The organism is Halovenus rubra, from assembly GCF_026586665.1.
GTDB lineage: Archaea > Halobacteriota > Halobacteria > Halobacteriales > Haloarculaceae > Halovenus > Halovenus rubra.
Map to the genome: position 1 here is coordinate 286,811 of NZ_JAODIY010000004.1, position 15,283 is coordinate 302,093.

Consider the following 15,283-nt stretch of genomic DNA (forward strand, 5'->3'; position numbering starts at 1 on the left):
CGGAGAGATTGTGTTACTCCCTGTAGTACGTCGAGACTGGCCAGGTTGTGAACGTCTCGGTCGGTCCAACAATCTCAGGGTCGTAGCCACTAATTGAGTCGTCGAATGCCAGCATGATATAGGGCTGCTCTTGTGCGACATTGACGAAGATGTCTCCCATAATCGATTTCAGCTCGTCCCGGCTTCCTGCCGACTCCGCTTTGTCATAGAGTTCTTTCGCGTTGAAGTCTGGATAGTATCCCACAGCGTTGAAGTAGGCCTCTGGTCCATCGAAGAACGCGGTTGATGGAATCGGATTACGGGGATAGGTGTTCAGCCCGTAGACATTTGCCATATCCCAGTCCTCCGATGCAGTCACGCTTCGGGGACCTGCATTGAATCGACCTGCGTCCCACGACGCATCGATACTCTCTGCTTCGGTTGGCTCACCATCAGACGGTGTCTGGAAATAGTTCTGGTCGTATGTCGTTGGGTTGATTAGCTCTAGGTTGATGGACATTCCGAGGTTCTTTTCGAGTTCCTGAACACAAACCTCAGCAATCTTGTTCCTCGTGTCGACGCCAGCGCCGCTAATCCAAGACAGTGTAACTTGGTCGCCTTCCGGTGTGACCATCGTGTCGCCGTCGAAGCCGTAGTCGTATTCGGACTCAGCAAAGGCTTCCTTGGCACGCGACATCGCTGGCTCCTTTCCATAAATTTCCGTTCCAAATTTCGGAATCTCGTCTTCGCGGTCACTCGGATACCACTTGGACCACTGTGGCTGCCAGGTGTAATGTGGCGTACCGAAGCCACGAAGTACACCGTCGGTGATGAGCGTTTTGTCGATTGCAGCAGCCATTGCCTGTCGGAACTTGTTGTACCGGAACAAGTTTCCGGGACCGGCACTCCACCCGTTGTCACGCATGTTTACGGAAAGCACTTCGTTGTACGGCTGCGGGGAGACGTACACTGACACGGAGTCTTTGCTCTGGAACTCTTCGGCCCGTTCGGGCGGAATACCAGCAGCATCAATCTCTCCGGCTTCTAGCGCACCGAGACGTGAGGACTGCTCTTTGATAACCTGAATCTCCGCGCTCTCAAAGTACGGACTCTTTTCGAATAGCTCGTTTTCCTCAGTGTGGTCATGCATGTAATAATTCTCGTTTCGTGAGTAGCGCGTCCCGCCCGAGCGCTCCCACGTATCCAGAGTGAACGGACCCAGGTTGCCGGTGAACTGCAGTTCCAGTAGCTCCTCGTCCTGTCGGAGACCTTGGGTATCCTGCTCAATCACGTACGGCTCCAGGAGGGCCTTTGGTACAGGGTACAGCAATGGGTCGAACGATTCGGGCCAGAGCAACTGTGCACTCGGTAGCTCGGCCTGGAACTCGAATTCACCGGTCTGCTCAACGGTAATCTCACTGGGCCACGACGTTGAGTCTGCGGTTGCTGCCCAGCTGGACTGGTGGAGTTCCTGAATCTGGTAGACGTAGTCCTCGGCGGTGACCTGTCCGTACGGGTCACTGAACTGCAGATTCTCTCGGAGTTTGAACGTCCAGACCTTTCCACCATCATCGGTGTTCAGTTCGTAATGGTGTGGTTTACGGCTCCCGTCTGGAGCAAAGTAGTATCCTTGGTCGAGGGCACGGGCGATTGCGGTGCCAGCACCGTCTTCTGTGTTGTACAGTGGGTTTAGCGTTGAGAACGTAGTTCCCTGTGCAGTCACGTAGCTTCCGGATGGCTCTGGCAACTCGTCGACATTTTCGCCGCTTGACCCTTCGTCTTCGTCACCAGTGTCGACTCCCTGTTCGTCGTCGCCGTCGTTTCCGTCTTCGCTCTCACCGTCGTTGTTATCTCCAGTATTTTCGTTATTTTCCCCGTCGTCGCCATCTTCCCCGTCATCTCCATCGCCTAGACAGCCGGCCAGGCCGGTGGCTCCGCCAATACCGACCATTGCCATCCACTGGCGTCGATTGAGGTACCGATTCTTGTCTTTGTCATTTGGACGCATGTTACCCGAGTAATCGACCATGTAAAAAAACCTTGTGACTCCTTCTCCCATGTTAAAGGGTATCTCTCTATGCAAAACCCTTACAGAACTGTGCGTTCGGGCGGTCTATCAATACTCAAAATCAATTTTTACTCATATTTATAACGGTTATTCCTTTGGGTACGCACACAGATGTTTCTCCCTGAAGTATGGTTTTTATCGGTTTTTCAGCACATTTTTGCAGGTTCGGCCCGATTACTCCACTGATGACCGACGCAGAACGCTCATCCGCGGACCGAAATCTATCACACCACAATGCATTTGAACAAGCAGATACCGGCTATCGACTTTCGACCGTCGTGTTCGATGTTACAGTAACAACAACGGAACAACCAGATGGTTTTCAGTACACCGTTGATATTGTGGCACCGAGTCTCTCGGCTGCGACTGCAGACGATGTTGGGCAAACTGTCCAGACAGATTGGTTCGAAACGCTCGAACGGCGACTCGCTGATGCACCCAACGCAACCCGCACGTCCGTCGAGCTTGACGAGATACAGGTCACTGACCAAGGTGAGACAGTTTCAATCCAATATCGGTTTACACGCCCGGACCCTACTGTGGGGCCTGACATCTGCAAAACGTTTGCCGAGTACGTCGAGGGCACGTACGTTGAAGGAATTGTGCCGGGGTATGAGTATGTCTCGCCCGTCTCAAACCTCCTTTCGAACGCGAGTCAAGGAGAAAACAGCGGAACACCGTTGTAACAGGACGGTAGTGCCGTGCTCGATGACAACTTCAATCGCTAATCCATCGCAATATAGGTTTGTGTACTACTCACACCCTCAATAGACTGAACCTCTGTGGCTGCGATATCTTTGACTGCGGCTGGCGACCCGACATCTGCAACGGCGATAAGGTCGACATCGCCAGCGACAATGTGGCTTCGCTCGACACCGTCAACCGCCTCGATATCTGTTTTGAGTCTGTCCGCCTCTCCTGTGTGGGCTTTCACCATAATGTAGGCTGTGACCATGTTTATGCACCTCCAAGCGCTGTCTGCCCGCCTTCTCCGACAATAATACTTCTGACGTCATCCATTTTGTCCGAATCTGAGAGGATGACAAGCTGCGTCCCAACCTCTAGCGTATCATCTGCTGTTGGAACGCGGAGTGGGTCACCGTTCGTTCCGATGGCTAGAAGTTCAGCTTTTCCCGGCAACTCTAGTTCCGACAGCGAGTAGCCATGCATTGGTGAGGAGTCGTTAATCGTGAACTCCACAAGCTGCAGGTTTTGCTCGATGTCGGCAATAGCGCGGATATTTCCACCAATCAATGCGTTCTTTGCGACGATTGCGCCCAGCCGTTCAGGGTAAATTACCTCGTCCACTTCGTTGACATACGTGCGGTAAATGTCTTCTCTGTAGTCCTCATCGATTCGCATCACGGTTCTACAGTCGTGATGGTTGGCAATTGTGCAGGCGGCGAAGTTGGTGTTGAGGTCGCCGGTCAACGCTCCAAGCGCGTCGGCTTCGGCGATACCGGCATCTACGAGTGTTTCCTCGATAGCACCATCCCCCTCGATAACGTCGAAGCTGTTTCTCTGAGCCTGGCCTGCCATCTCTGCGTCCGCCTCGACGATGACGACCTCGTGGTCACTCTCGCGGATTGCACGGGCGGTCCGGAGACCTACACGCCCTGCGCCAACAATAACGAATCGCATATCTCTGTGTACAACGACCGGGGGAATAAAGCTATCCTCCATTTCAACTGTCTCATGGTGTCACGAACGGGGGAACACTTTTGAAACGGTACGACAAACGATAAAGGTAGTATGGTCCGGGCATTTATTATGGCAAAAACGGCAGCTGGAAAGTCAGCTGACCTGCAGAACCGCATCCGCGAGATGGACGCTGTACTTGACGCCCACGTCGTTGCAGGGCAGTACGACATCATCGTCGAAGCCGAGGGAGAAGAGGTCTATGAGGTTATCCACGCGGTTGCAACCGATTTAAACGAACTTGATGGGGTCGCTGATACGCGGACCTATATCTGTCTTGAGTAACGCGGTTTATTCTCGGTATTAGATGGCCGTATCGTGTTCCGTTTCGAACTCTCGTTCTTCTCGATAAAGCTCAACAAAGGTTTCGAGTTCGAAATCAGCCATGTATGCCTCAAACTCATCGCTGATTTGCTCGTTTTCTGTGTGACTGACTGCATGTTCCATCAATTCGAGAAGTAACTCGACGACGACCTCGTGAAGGCGGCGTGAATTGAACGTTGAAATCCAGATGAGGGCGTATCCGACACTGCCCTCCGTTGAGCAGTCGGCGCTTTCAACTTTATCAGGGAACTCTTCGGCGGCCATTGCCAGTGCGTGTGGTGTTCCAAACTCCTCGAAATCATCGTCGGTCGAAATTGTTTCCCGCAGCGTCCCTACGAGGAACTCGGGGACGAACCGTGCAAGTGGGTGTACGTCTGTGACGAGTGCGTGGATGTCACCACAGGGACAGTGGAACTCTCGCATCCCAATATCGAAATCTGTCGGGTGGACGACCTCTCCGCAGGGAAGTTCCATCTGGTCCCCCGACTCGCCCGGAATTCCTGGTTCTGGCATGACTCACGCTACAGGCTAGCCGCGAATAAAGCCAGTGAATTGATTTGCCTGTTAACGCTTTACAATGACCGTCCCGCATGCATTCGACACCTCTGTATCGCTTTTGACAACCTCACGCCCACGACCAAGCGTTTCTACGTCTGAAACAGCAAACCGCTATTAACCGTATCCAGGCAATACGCATTGCTATGCAACGGAGACAGTATTTGGCAGCGCTAACCGCGGCAAGCACTGGTTTGTTCGCAGGTTGTATTGGCGGTGACGATAGTAACGACGACAGTAACGGTTCGGAATCAGAGGATGATGACACCCCAACCGAGGCACCCACGGAAAACACACCGACGCCGGAGCCGACCGAAACTGCTGAGCCAACAGAGACGCCAGATAACAACGAACCTGATGACGCAAGTGGAAGCGACGACGAAACAAAGCTGAGCGAACAAGAGCAGGTTCTTGCTGTCGTCGACAGCTATCTGAATGCAATCAAGCAAAAAAACATAGAGGAGGCCACGAAGTACTTGCACGCCTCCCACCCGTACAACCTCTCTGATGAGGATATGGAGGCACAGCTTGACCAGAACCTTGAGTCATACGACAGCGAGATTGTAGACTCCTCCTTTGATACCGAAGATATCACAAAGACAGACACCATTGAGTTCTGGTTCCAGAACACCGATAAGACTCTGTCAGAAGTCCTCGAAGGTGAGGAAGTGACTCTCGTCGAGATAACCATGGAGACAACGACGAACGGCGAGACAAACGAAACAACATTCCAAAATCTTGTGCTAACTGAAGATGGTGACTGGAAAATATTTCTCCCGTATCAGAAGCCAGCGGACGTACCTGGAGGCAAGCCAGTTGACAACGAAAAGTACCAGATTATTGACGGGGTCGAATTCGACCGAGAAGCCGAAAGAGCAAGAATCAATATCTCAGGTGCTGGTGACATTGAAGCCAAAGAACTAGTCGCATACTCGGCAAGTCTTCAAGAAGAGAGCACGGTCTGGTCAAAGGAATCTGACACGCTTCCATCGGTGAATTATTTCACAACAATATTTGACCCAACTGGAGACGAAATCGTGGTCACACTTCGGCTAAACGAGAACGAAGAAGTTGTGATTCATCGAGAACAGTACAAACCAGAATCGGGAACCGAATAACAACGAGACACTGTCGAAAATAAGGCTTATGGCCAATCGTCGTGAGATTCTTCTTCGACTTCAGTTGTCGCTTCTTCAAGCGAGAGTTGCCAGTCTGCGGCCTGTGCTGCTGCCTCGACATCGACATACTCCCAGTCTGTCTCTTCGGCAAGTTGTTCGTCCTCATCAGTGGTACCGACGAAGACGTGTCGGTCGCTGTCGAACTGTGCTTTGATATTGTTCAGGCTCTCCTCACGGGTGCGAGGTCCCGAAAAGAAGTCTTGTCGAATACGGTGCTTTCGGGTAAAGTTCGTCACGACGTAGGTTGGTTTGTCCGATATGACACCCACATACTCGGTCCACTGGCGCGAGTCTGTAAACACACTGTCAGGGTTTCGTAGCTTCTTGAGTGCCTCCAACTCGAATGCGAGGGTCATATCGCCATTGCCGCTGTTCATGGACATATATCGGCTTCGCGGTGAAAAAAGGCCGTCGGTCTGTCGGCACGTAGAACGCGATTTCGGGAGTCTTGGCTAGTCTGCCTGAATCGTGCCTTCCACTTTGTCGAGGTCGACATCCTCCTCAAGGAGGAGTTCTTTTTTGTCTGCGACGACCCACTCTTCACGGATGAGTTTCTTGAACGTCGATTGCTGGGACAGATCGCCGATGAGAACACCTCCCACCAGCTTGCCGTCTTTGAATGCCAGCCGCCGCCATTCAGTCTCCGAATACTTTTGTTCTGCGTCTTCCTCGCCGATTGTCGGGTGGCCAAACGAGAGGAATGGGAAATCAAAGTGAGTAATCGAGTAGGTTGGCACCCAGCGGAATTCTTCTTGCTCGCTGTCGGCAACCATATTCTGTGCTGCGACGCTTCCCTGCTCTTTGGCCGATCCCCACGCACCATTCTGGGTACGGTCGTCAAGAATTACATCATAGAACTGCGTGATGTCTCCTGCAGCGTAGATATCATCGACGTTCGTTTGCATATGCTCGTCGACGATAATACCATTGTCACACTCGACACCTGAGCCTTGGAGCCATTCAGTGTTGAAATTGAGACCAATAGCAACGCCAGCCCAATCGCCCTCGTAGCGGTCGCCATCGGGTGTGATTGCCGCCTCAATTGCACCCTCATCGTCGAGTTCGAACCGGTCAACACCGGAGTCAAATACCGGCGTCACGCCTTTCTCTTCGAGTGCATCGTGAATAATCTCGGCCCCTTCAAGCGATAATGCGTACCGCCACCACCGGTTTCCACGCATGAGGTATTTTGCTTCGACACCCTGTGCACCAGAGATTGCGGCGAGGTCGATTCCGAGCAGCCCGGCACCGACAACAATTCCGGTCTCGGCGTTGTCGGCATGTTCACGTATCCGCCGAGCATCTTGGAACGTCCAGAAGTGGTCGAGACCATCAGCATCCGAGTTTTCGACAGGGAGCTGAGCGGGGGTTCCGCCCGTTGCGATGAGGAGCGTATCATACTCGTACGTTTCTCCCTCATGAGTCTCGATACAGTTCGTATCGGGGTCAACCGTTTCTACGTAGGTGTTCAACGCAAGCTCGATGTCACGCTCCTCGTACCACTCAGGCTCATGAATCGAAATCGGTGCTTCGGGCAGTTTCCCTTTTGCAAACTCCTTGATCAAAATGCGGTTGTATAGCGCTTCTCCCTCGTCCGTGAGGACGGTAATCTCCGCGTCGGGGTCTTCTTCCCGGAGTGTTTCTGCGGCCGAACTTCCGGCAATCCCGTCGCCGACGATCACGTGCGACGTACTCATATACTCGGAGCTAACGGGTGGGGCTTAATGTGGATTGCTATATCTTTCTCATCAATTATGAGGTTCGTCCCACATCTGAGTCATCTCTACTGCTACTCCGCTATCCGCGCGGCGCACTCATAGCCAGCAACAATACCACCATTGAGTGACCGTTCCGGGTACTGTGCACGGCTCGCCATGCCAGCGTAGTAGAGTCCGTCTCCAACTGCCTCGCTCAGGTCATAGGGGACAACCATATCGAGATAGCCTCGCTCGTACACCGGCGCTGTTCGAGGATTTCGCGCTGTCTGAATCCAGTTGACTGTATCGCGATTGAATTCGGGGAACAACTCTTCAATTCCGTTGAGCCACCGCTGTTCGACAGCTTCATCGGTTTCATTCCACAGCTCCGAGTCGAGGTCTTGGATGTAACGGGCAACATAGAGGAGGTGCTCGCCACCGTAGCGCTCGGTCGGAACAAAATTCGTGTGTTCGATGAGCGCGCCAAATGGCGCGTCGTCAGCAATGTTGACCCAGTACGTATCTGTCAACGGCTCCGAGAGGCTTAGGACCGAGCAGATTGTGCCCTGGAACTCGATATCGCAGGGATAGCCAGTTAACTGCTCCAGTACGTTCGGCATCGCCGCCACGACAACATCGTCAACGTCGTGCTGTGTCTCCCCGCTATTTTTCTGTTGTGTCGTAAGCGTCTCGACTGCGCCGTCTGGTACATCTAACCCGGTCACCCGAGTGCCAGTCTGGATATTCTCTTGTCCAACCGAGTCGACCAGCGCATCGAGGAGACGGCCGAATCCACCGTCGAGATACCCAAGAATCTCTCCGCGTAATATGTCTCGTTCGCCCCGGAACTGTACCCGTCCGAGCAACCACGCAGCACTGACATCTTCCCAGCGATTGCCGAACTTTGCTTCAAGCAGTGGCAAAAAGAAGTTCTGGAAGACGCCTTTGCTTGTATGTTCAAGTAGGAACTGTTTGATCGGCACGTCGTCGAAATCAGTGAACTCTTCGTACGTTTTACGTGTCGGTCGTCCACCCCGAACGTCGATACCTAGCACCAGCATCCCAAGACGGAACTTATCGTAGAGACTCAGATGCGGGTATGCGAGAATCTGCCAGGGTGTATCCATCGGGTGAACGGTTCCGTCGGCGTAGTAAGCATTTTTTCCAATCCGCCACTCGATGTCCTCGCCGAGTCCAATTTCCTCTGCTAACTCGACGATTGTCTCTTCAGATTTTGAGAGATGGTGATAGAATTTCTCGATTGGATCACCTGCCGTCTCATACACTGCAGCGAGCCCACCCACCTGTTCGCTCGCTTCAAAGACAGTTACATCGTACCCCTGTTTTTGGAGTCTATGAGCCGCTGTCAGTCCGGCAATACCGCCGCCAACGACGCCTATCATTGCAGGATAATTCTGATGTCTCGTGGATATGTCTTGTGTGTTCTGTTACTCTCTCAGCTGACGTTCACTCACTTGCCCAAATGGCCAAATTATCAATGATTTTCGCATCTTTCTGAACCCATCGTCTGTTTGAACATGGCGAATCAAGTTTTTAAAGAAAGGCGGTTAGCTGAGGGACTCAACTCCCGTAGCTAGCTAAACCCGCGTTATTGAGTAATATAGAACATTGAACAAGGTCCAAAAGAGACCGAAAGTTGACGAAATCAGGTCACGACTAGAACCTGTAACCGACCATGAAAACGAACTGCCCGAGAACTGGTTGTAACTACTTGCCTCCGTACTCAGTTAGCCGAGTGCTGGCGGCGGTACTTCCTGTCGGAGCTGTTGAACAAGTTGTTGGGAGTCAGCAATAACGAGTGTGACTTTGCTGTCGATTGCATGAAAATCGAAGGCATCAGGGTTCGGTATCTGCTGGAGTGCGTAATGTTGGACTGGTACCGGGTACCGCTGGGCTGTTGGCCCCCAGAGACCGATTTCAAGGGGGTCATCGTTATCCCGTAGTTTCTCGTACAGTCGCCCAAATAGATTCACATCCTCGATTTCGAGGACGGCTTCGGCCTCGGACTCTGAGTCAAGCGACGACTCGGATTCTTCAAGCTGTACATCCTCGTTTCCCTTGATATGCGGGGAGAGGTACTCCTCGAGAGAGTCGTCGATTTCGTCGGGGGCAACGCTTATTTGAAGATTAAACTCGGCCATGACAGATACATTGGTAGTCAGCACGCCAAACGGTTACGGTCTCCGGCGAGAAGCCTCACTCGGCTTCTTTCATCGCCATCTCGGGATTTGTCCAGATGACAAACTGCTCTTCGTCGTCCCGGTCGATGACACCGTTGATATACGCCTCCTGAACCGGCGGCTCGCTTACCTCCTCATCTGTTATCGGTGACACCTGCCGAACATCGTCGACAACCCAACCGATGTGACCTTGATCTTCGAAGGACTCTGAGTCGAAGACGACGATGAGTCCACCCGGGGTTGTGTCCTCTTTTTCGATTGTTACCTTTGGGTTGAGAATCGTCGTTATCTGGCCCCGCAAGTCGACGACTCCCTCTACGTACTTTGGTGTATTCGGGACGCGTGTGATTGTCTCCTCTTTGACAATCTCTTCGATATAATCAATATCAAGACAGTAAAACTCGTCTCCGAGTTGGAACTCGAGGACACGCGTTTCTTCCTCGTGTTCTTCTTGCTCATCAAGCATCCCCGATGACGCGGCGGTCCCAGTACCTGCAACCTCTTCGGGCGTTGCTGTTTCAGCGTTTGCTTCCGACGTTTCAAGCGCGTCTTCGAGCTCTTCGGTCTCGGGCAGGGGGGCCCTGATATCGTCATCTGCTTTGGCTGTCTGTTCGTGCTCTGTCTCTGTTGGGGCAGTCTCTGTGGATTCAGCCGAGTTGTCTTGCTCTGGGTTGTCCATTTCCCCGGATTCACTGTTGTCGTTTCCACTCTGTTCATCGTTACCGGCGTCTCCACCGGTATTGTCCTCGCTGGGCTCGTCTTGTTGTGTTGGTTGGGTGTCCTCCGTTTTTTCTTCCCGGTTGTCGTCGCCTTCGCGCATCTTTCTGATCCGTTTCGCCCGGTCCAGTCGCTCATCTTCGTTATCAGTCATGGTTTTACCTCGGGTCGGTCGAACCTGGTATCGAGTGTCTCCGCGATTTCCGCAAATACGTCGGCCATATCGACAGAGGGGTCATACTCGAACACTGAGTTCCCTGACGAGAACGCTCGCTGTAATGCGACACGCTTGCGGACCTCCCAGACAGGCGTGTCAGGGTATACCTCGTTGAGCCACTCAAGCATCATTTCATCTTCATTTGTTTGTTCAACACGGTTGGCCACGACACCGACTGTGTTCACTGTCGTGTCAACGTGGTCTTCGAGAGCAGCCACTTGCTGCATCAGCAACTCGATTGCCCGTTCAGATGTCGCCTCAGTCAGCGCCGGAACCAACACGTTGCCGGTCGCGTAGATGCTTGCATCGGTAAGCTTGCCGTAAAACGGGGGCGAATCGACGACAACATACTCATATTCGTCCTCGACGTGTGCAAGTGTATTTGATAACACGTCGAGAGCGTGGGGTCCTTCGATATCCGAAGCTGTTATATTGAGTGTCAAATCCTCAAGCGCATCAATTGCCGCTGTCTCTCCGCTGTTCTGTAACCGTGCAATTACGTCGGCCAGTGTGAGTTCGTGCTCCGCATGTAGTAGGTCGATATTGGACGGTAACACGTCCATCTCCTCATGTTCAACAATAAGGTCTGAGACACTCGCCCGTTGGTCAGCGTCAGTAAGAACGTCGAACAGCGTCGGTGGCGAAGCATCGTACGCATCCAACAGTCCTAGTCCTTCAGTTGCGTTCCCTTGCGGATCAATGTCGACGAACAACACGTCTCGACCGCGTTGGTTCAGTGCCCCGGCGACGTTAATGGCGATGGTTGTCTTGCCAGTCCCGCCCTTGGCATTCGTCACACAGATACGGGATGGCCCGTTATCGTCACCTGTCATCATCTCCTGTGGGTAACGACGGGATGGGATGTAATAAAAATACGTTCCCAATTTTCATACAAAAGAAAGCCACACAGCCATTTCCCCATTTCGCGTCAGCCCTCTGTCTGACGGACTAACAACATTTACAACAACTAGGATACAATAGTATCGACAATGAGCATCAACCCGAGCGATTACGATTTAAATGAACTCCGGAAGATGGCCCGTGAGCGTGGCGGCGAGGCGGGCGAAGGAACCCGTGATGTCGATGAATCCGATATCGGGCTGTCCAGTGGAGTCGATTCCGGTACGTCTTCTCCCGGAGACGCGACCAGTTCATTTAGAGCAGGACTCTACCGTGAGTTACTCCCGCTTGAGGCCCAGAATGATGCATCGAAACCGTACCTCAACGGTCTCCCCGAGCATTACGCTGCAGAGAATCTTATCTTCGAATGGCTCGAATTTCTCATCCTTCACGCAGGCTATCAGGGAGCGATAGAAGCACTTGACTACTACTCGTCTGTTGAATGGATTACCGATGACTGTGCCTCCACGCTGAACGACTACATGCTCGGGCTCGGCGAGACAGCCAACACGGAGGGGACTGAACTTGATATTGACGACCACCTGCTCAGCCTCGTCTACATTGGCAAGCTTGCGTCGATGGAATAAAAACGACTGAACTCCCTTTTTGATAAATTCCGTCTTGAGTTTGCGAACCTTGATAGGTGAGCGAGCACAATTACCGTCTCAGTAAATGGCACGAGCGGACGATACCGAACTCATCGATACGTTCGAAGAGTTCTACCGGAGTTACTACCGTAACGAAATCGGGGAACTCGCCCAAAAGTACCCTAACGAGCAGAAGTCGCTGTACGTCGACTGGGATGACCTCTACCGATTTGACCCCAATCTTGCAGACGACTTTCGAAACAAGCCAGAGCAACTCAAAGAGTATGCCGAAGAAGCCCTCCGGCTGTACGACCTACCGGTAGACGTGTCTCTCGGTCAAGCACACGTGCGGGCGCGTGGACTGCCCACTCAAACGGATATCCGTGAAATTCGTTCTGACCACCGAGGGATGCTCATCGCTGTGCAGGGAATTGTCCGAAAAGCAACTGATGTTCGCCCCAAAATCACGACCGCAGCATTCGAATGCCAACGATGTGGAACCCTTTCACGGATTCCACAGGAGGGTGGTGATTTCCAGGAACCCCACGAGTGTCAGGGCTGTGAGCGGCAGGGACCGTTCCGTATCAACTACGACCAGTCAGAGTTTATTGATGCCCAGAAACTCCGCGTACAAGAGTCACCGGAGGGACTGCGAGGTGGTGAGACACCACAGAGCGTCGATATCAACATTGAGGACGATATTACCGGTGAAGTAACTGCTGGTGACCATGTCCAGGTGACGGGAATGCTCAAACTCGACCAACAAGGCTCCGAACGTGAGAAGTCACCGATGTTTGACTTCTATATGGAAGGGACGACTGTCGAAATTGAAGACGAGCAGTTCGAGGAGATGGATATCACCGACGAGGATAAAAAAGAAATAATCGAACTTTCGAACGAGCCGGACATCTACGAAAAAATGGAGGCGTCGATTGCACCCTCTATTTATGGCTATCAAAAAGAGAAGCGAGCGATGATTTTCCAGCTATTTTCGGGTGTGACCAAACATCTTCCCGATGGGTCACGGACTCGTGGTGATCTCCATATGTTGCTTATCGGGGATCCCGGAACAGGAAAGAGTCAGATGCTCCAGTACGTCAAAGAGATTGCGCCACGCTCGGTCTATACGTCCGGAAAAGGGAGTTCTTCGGCTGGTCTGACTGCAGCAGCAGTGCGTGATGATTTCGGCGATGGTCAGCAGTGGACGCTTGAAGCCGGCGCGCTCGTCCTCGCAGACCAGGGAATCGCGGCAGTCGACGAGTTGGACAAGATGAGAAGTGAAGACCAGAGCGCGATGCACGAGGCTTTAGAGCAACAAAGTATCAGTGTGAGCAAAGCTGGAATAAATGCGACGCTGAAATCCCGCTGTTCTTTGCTTGGTGCGGCCAACCCCACCTACGGGCGGTTTGACCAGTATGAACCTATCGGCGAGCAGATTGACCTTGATCCCCCACTCATCTCACGGTTTGACCTCATCTTTACGGTCACGGATAACCCAAACGAGGAGAAAGACGCCGAACTTGCTGAACACATCCTCACGACCAACTACGCCGGTGAGTTGAATACTCATCGTGAACATATGAACAACTCCGATTATACGGTCGAAGAAGTCAAAAACGTCACCGACGAGGTGTCGCCCGAAATCGATGCGGAACTGCTACGAAAGTATATCGCGTACGCCAAACGAGAGTGTTATCCGACGATGACCGAAGAGGCAAAGAGCGTGATACAGGAGTTCTACGTGCAACTTCGTGCGCAGGGAGCTGATGAGGATGCACCAGTGCCCGTTACTGCCCGGAAGTTGGAGGCGTTGGTCCGGTTGGCCGAAGCAAGTGCCCGTGTACGCCTCTCCGATACAGTCGAGAAAGAGGATGCCGAGCGGGGAACCGCGATTGCGCGGTATTGTCTTGAGGAGATCGGGATGGATCCCGAGACGGGAGAGTTCGACGCTGATGTTATTGAGACAGGGACATCCAAAAGCCAGCGCGACCGCATCAAAAATATCAAGCAACTCATCTCGAGTATCGAGGATGAGTACGACGAAGGTGCGCCAGTTGATGTGATTGTCGAGCGTGCCGAGGAAGAAGGAATCAAGACGAGCAAAGCCGAACACGAAATTGAAAAGCTCAAACAGAAAGGCGAGGTCTACGAGCCACGGACCGACCACCTCCGGACGACCTGATTTCAGAGATGGACCGTATTTCGACGTTACGTAACATCGAGAATGCACTCACTCGGTACGAAGAGGATGAACTAACACTCCCAGAACTCGAACGTGACGTACGTGGTGTTCTCAGAACCTATGCCACGGAGTTCCAACCTGAGGCACGGGCGTACCGTGCGAGTGGCGACCCAGCTGTTGATGGGCTCGTCGTAGTCGCGTCCTCCCAACCCGAGGCTCGTGAGAATGTAGCGTCACTTGTCGCCGATGCCAAGAGATTCGAGGTCGAACCGATAGACCAGTCCTGACGTTTATATCTCAGTACGGGCCCAGCCCGTGTCATGAACTCGTTTCGTGCGGTCGAGACAGCTGCTTACTGCCCACGTAAACTCTACTATCGGCAACAGTCGACAAATAACGAACAGACGCCACCAGAGGTCCAACAGCGTCGGACTCTCGCATTCGAATACGACCAGTTGCTGGCTGAAAGAGCGGCACTCGAAGATGCTTCCATCGAGGTTACCCCGACACAGTATCGGTCGAATTTGGGATGTGTGCGAGCACGACTCGGTTGTTGGGATGAACTCGTAAATCCATCGCGACGTAACGTCTATATCCGCGGGCAGGACTGCCACGGTATTGTACACAAGATACTCGACACAGAGAGCCCAACACTGTCGTTGGTTTTTACTGGCAGGCCGGCAGAATGTGGTGTCTGGGAGTCCCAGAGTGTTCGGCTAGTTGCCGCTGCAAAAGCCCTTTCTTGGGAGCTGGAACGCTCCGTTGAACGCGCTTTTGCGGAGTATCCTGCATATGGTCTTGTCAGAGAAATCGACGTCGACTCGCGCCGGACTGCAACCTACCGCAGTGCGCTTAGAACTGCCAAGGCAATCGACGGCCCACCAGCAAAAGCAAAGAACCGCTCCAAGTGTTCAGCCTGTGAGTATCAGGAAGACTGTGGCGTAAAAACTCGCTCACTTGGGAGCTTGCTTGGGGGCTGA

Annotated in this window: 17 protein-coding genes; 7 read left to right on the forward strand and 10 right to left on the reverse strand. The window is 52.7% G+C overall.

The window, feature by feature from the left end:
• Window positions 1–13: 13 nt before the first annotated feature.
• The gene (locus tag N5098_RS03750; RefSeq protein WP_267636354.1) at window positions 14–1,987 is read right to left on the reverse strand and encodes an ABC transporter substrate-binding protein; all 1,974 of its coding nucleotides are present in this window, start codon (window positions 1,985–1,987) and stop codon (window positions 14–16) included.
• Window positions 1,988–2,232: 245 nt separating this feature from the next.
• On the opposite strand from N5098_RS03750, the gene N5098_RS03755 reads away from it, so the two are divergent.
• Window positions 2,233–2,733, forward strand: coding sequence for a DUF5813 family protein (locus N5098_RS03755; protein ID WP_267636355.1), 501 nt, complete (start codon window positions 2,233–2,235; stop codon window positions 2,731–2,733).
• 38 nt (window positions 2,734–2,771) lie between these two features.
• Here the strand turns inward: N5098_RS03755 and N5098_RS03760 are convergent, their stop codons facing one another.
• Both N5098_RS03760 and N5098_RS03765 read right to left on the reverse strand, forming a co-directional pair.
• Window positions 2,772–3,002, reverse strand: a complete 231-nt coding sequence (locus N5098_RS03760) for an Lrp/AsnC ligand binding domain-containing protein (protein WP_267636356.1) — start codon at window positions 3,000–3,002, stop codon at window positions 2,772–2,774.
• A gap of 2 nt (window positions 3,003–3,004) precedes the next feature.
• Window positions 3,005–3,688 carry a potassium channel family protein gene (locus tag N5098_RS03765; RefSeq protein ID WP_267636357.1) on the reverse strand — a complete coding sequence of 228 codons (684 nt, stop codon included), beginning with the start codon at window positions 3,686–3,688 and terminating at the stop codon, window positions 3,005–3,007.
• 111 nt (window positions 3,689–3,799) lie between these two features.
• Between N5098_RS03765 and N5098_RS03770 the strand changes: the two genes are divergently transcribed.
• Entirely contained in the window at window positions 3,800–4,030 is a 231-nt protein-coding gene (locus tag N5098_RS03770) for an Lrp/AsnC ligand binding domain-containing protein (protein WP_267636358.1), read from the forward strand.
• A gap of 18 nt (window positions 4,031–4,048) precedes the next feature.
• Here the strand turns inward: N5098_RS03770 and N5098_RS03775 are convergent, their stop codons facing one another.
• Window positions 4,049–4,582 carry a DUF5815 family protein gene (locus N5098_RS03775; RefSeq protein WP_267636359.1) on the reverse strand — a complete coding sequence of 178 codons (534 nt, stop codon included), beginning with the start codon at window positions 4,580–4,582 and terminating at the stop codon, window positions 4,049–4,051.
• A gap of 188 nt (window positions 4,583–4,770) precedes the next feature.
• On the opposite strand from N5098_RS03775, the gene N5098_RS03780 reads away from it, so the two are divergent.
• Window positions 4,771–5,742, forward strand: a complete 972-nt coding sequence (locus tag N5098_RS03780; RefSeq protein WP_267636360.1) for an alpha/beta hydrolase family protein — start codon at window positions 4,771–4,773, stop codon at window positions 5,740–5,742.
• Window positions 5,743–5,768: 26 nt separating this feature from the next.
• Here the strand turns inward: N5098_RS03780 and N5098_RS03785 are convergent, their stop codons facing one another.
• The 6 genes from N5098_RS03785 to N5098_RS03810 all read right to left on the reverse strand — a co-directional run bounded on the left by N5098_RS03785 (window position 5,769) and on the right by N5098_RS03810 (window position 11,470).
• The gene (locus N5098_RS03785) at window positions 5,769–6,179 is read right to left on the reverse strand and encodes a DUF7124 domain-containing protein (protein ID WP_267636361.1); all 411 of its coding nucleotides are present in this window, start codon (window positions 6,177–6,179) and stop codon (window positions 5,769–5,771) included.
• Window positions 6,180–6,254: 75 nt separating this feature from the next.
• Complete coding sequence (locus tag N5098_RS03790) at window positions 6,255–7,499, reverse strand: NAD(P)/FAD-dependent oxidoreductase (RefSeq protein WP_267636362.1); 1,245 nt, start codon at window positions 7,497–7,499, stop codon at window positions 6,255–6,257.
• Between the two features lie 92 nt (window positions 7,500–7,591).
• A complete protein-coding gene (locus N5098_RS03795; RefSeq protein WP_267636363.1) occupies window positions 7,592–8,902 on the reverse strand; it encodes an NAD(P)/FAD-dependent oxidoreductase in 1,311 nt (436 codons plus the stop codon).
• Window positions 8,903–9,247: 345 nt separating this feature from the next.
• Window positions 9,248–9,661, reverse strand: a complete 414-nt coding sequence (locus N5098_RS03800) for a hypothetical protein (RefSeq protein WP_267636364.1) — start codon at window positions 9,659–9,661, stop codon at window positions 9,248–9,250.
• Window positions 9,662–9,716: 55 nt separating this feature from the next.
• Window positions 9,717–10,571 carry a chemotaxis protein CheW gene (locus N5098_RS03805; protein ID WP_267636365.1) on the reverse strand — a complete coding sequence of 285 codons (855 nt, stop codon included), beginning with the start codon at window positions 10,569–10,571 and terminating at the stop codon, window positions 9,717–9,719.
• The gene (locus N5098_RS03810) at window positions 10,568–11,470 is read right to left on the reverse strand and encodes a ParA family protein (protein WP_267636366.1); all 903 of its coding nucleotides are present in this window, start codon (window positions 11,468–11,470) and stop codon (window positions 10,568–10,570) included. Before N5098_RS03810 ends, N5098_RS03805 begins: the two co-directional genes overlap by 4 nt.
• 153 nt (window positions 11,471–11,623) lie before the next feature.
• Here N5098_RS03810 and N5098_RS03815 point away from each other — a divergent pair, with 153 nt between their 5' ends.
• From N5098_RS03815 to N5098_RS03830, 4 genes are all read left to right on the forward strand, one after another.
• Entirely contained in the window at window positions 11,624–12,121 is a 498-nt protein-coding gene (locus N5098_RS03815) for a FlaD/FlaE family flagellar protein (RefSeq protein WP_267636367.1), read from the forward strand.
• Window positions 12,122–12,206: 85 nt separating this feature from the next.
• Window positions 12,207–14,303 carry a minichromosome maintenance protein MCM gene (locus tag N5098_RS03820; protein ID WP_267636368.1) on the forward strand — a complete coding sequence of 699 codons (2,097 nt, stop codon included), beginning with the start codon at window positions 12,207–12,209 and terminating at the stop codon, window positions 14,301–14,303.
• Window positions 14,304–14,311: 8 nt separating this feature from the next.
• Entirely contained in the window at window positions 14,312–14,590 is a 279-nt protein-coding gene (locus N5098_RS03825; RefSeq protein WP_267636369.1) for a DUF7854 family protein, read from the forward strand.
• Between the two features lie 33 nt (window positions 14,591–14,623).
• Window positions 14,624–15,283, forward strand: coding sequence for a CRISPR-associated protein Cas4 (locus N5098_RS03830; RefSeq protein ID WP_267636370.1), 660 nt, complete (start codon window positions 14,624–14,626; stop codon window positions 15,281–15,283).

Bases quoted from the DNA above. Each gene is read 5' to 3' on its own strand.
- N5098_RS03800 (WP_267636364.1), bottom strand. From the start codon at position 9,661: ATGGCCGAGTTTAATCTTCAAATAAGCGTTGCCCCCGACGAAATCGAC.
- N5098_RS03765 (WP_267636357.1), bottom strand. From the start codon at position 3,688: ATGCGATTCGTTATTGTTGGCGCAGGGCGTGTAGGTCTCCGGACCGCC.
- N5098_RS03770 (WP_267636358.1), top strand. From the start codon at position 3,800: ATGGTCCGGGCATTTATTATGGCAAAAACGGCAGCTGGAAAGTCAGCT.
- N5098_RS03810 (WP_267636366.1), bottom strand. From the start codon at position 11,470: ATGATGACAGGTGACGATAACGGGCCATCCCGTATCTGTGTGACGAAT.
- N5098_RS03830 (WP_267636370.1), top strand. From the start codon at position 14,624: ATGAACTCGTTTCGTGCGGTCGAGACAGCTGCTTACTGCCCACGTAAA.
- N5098_RS03820 (WP_267636368.1), top strand. From the start codon at position 12,207: ATGGCACGAGCGGACGATACCGAACTCATCGATACGTTCGAAGAGTTC.
- N5098_RS03755 (WP_267636355.1), top strand. From the start codon at position 2,233: ATGACCGACGCAGAACGCTCATCCGCGGACCGAAATCTATCACACCAC.
- N5098_RS03815 (WP_267636367.1), top strand. From the start codon at position 11,624: ATGAGCATCAACCCGAGCGATTACGATTTAAATGAACTCCGGAAGATG.
- N5098_RS03790 (WP_267636362.1), bottom strand. From the start codon at position 7,499: ATGAGTACGTCGCACGTGATCGTCGGCGACGGGATTGCCGGAAGTTCG.
- N5098_RS03825 (WP_267636369.1), top strand. From the start codon at position 14,312: ATGGACCGTATTTCGACGTTACGTAACATCGAGAATGCACTCACTCGG.
- N5098_RS03785 (WP_267636361.1), bottom strand. From the start codon at position 6,179: ATGAACAGCGGCAATGGCGATATGACCCTCGCATTCGAGTTGGAGGCA.
- N5098_RS03775 (WP_267636359.1), bottom strand. From the start codon at position 4,582: ATGCCAGAACCAGGAATTCCGGGCGAGTCGGGGGACCAGATGGAACTT.
- N5098_RS03795 (WP_267636363.1), bottom strand. From the start codon at position 8,902: ATGATAGGCGTCGTTGGCGGCGGTATTGCCGGACTGACAGCGGCTCAT.
- N5098_RS03760 (WP_267636356.1), bottom strand. From the start codon at position 3,002: ATGGTCACAGCCTACATTATGGTGAAAGCCCACACAGGAGAGGCGGAC.
- N5098_RS03805 (WP_267636365.1), bottom strand. From the start codon at position 10,571: ATGACTGATAACGAAGATGAGCGACTGGACCGGGCGAAACGGATCAGA.
- N5098_RS03750 (WP_267636354.1), bottom strand. From the start codon at position 1,987: ATGCGTCCAAATGACAAAGACAAGAATCGGTACCTCAATCGACGCCAG.
- N5098_RS03780 (WP_267636360.1), top strand. From the start codon at position 4,771: ATGCAACGGAGACAGTATTTGGCAGCGCTAACCGCGGCAAGCACTGGT.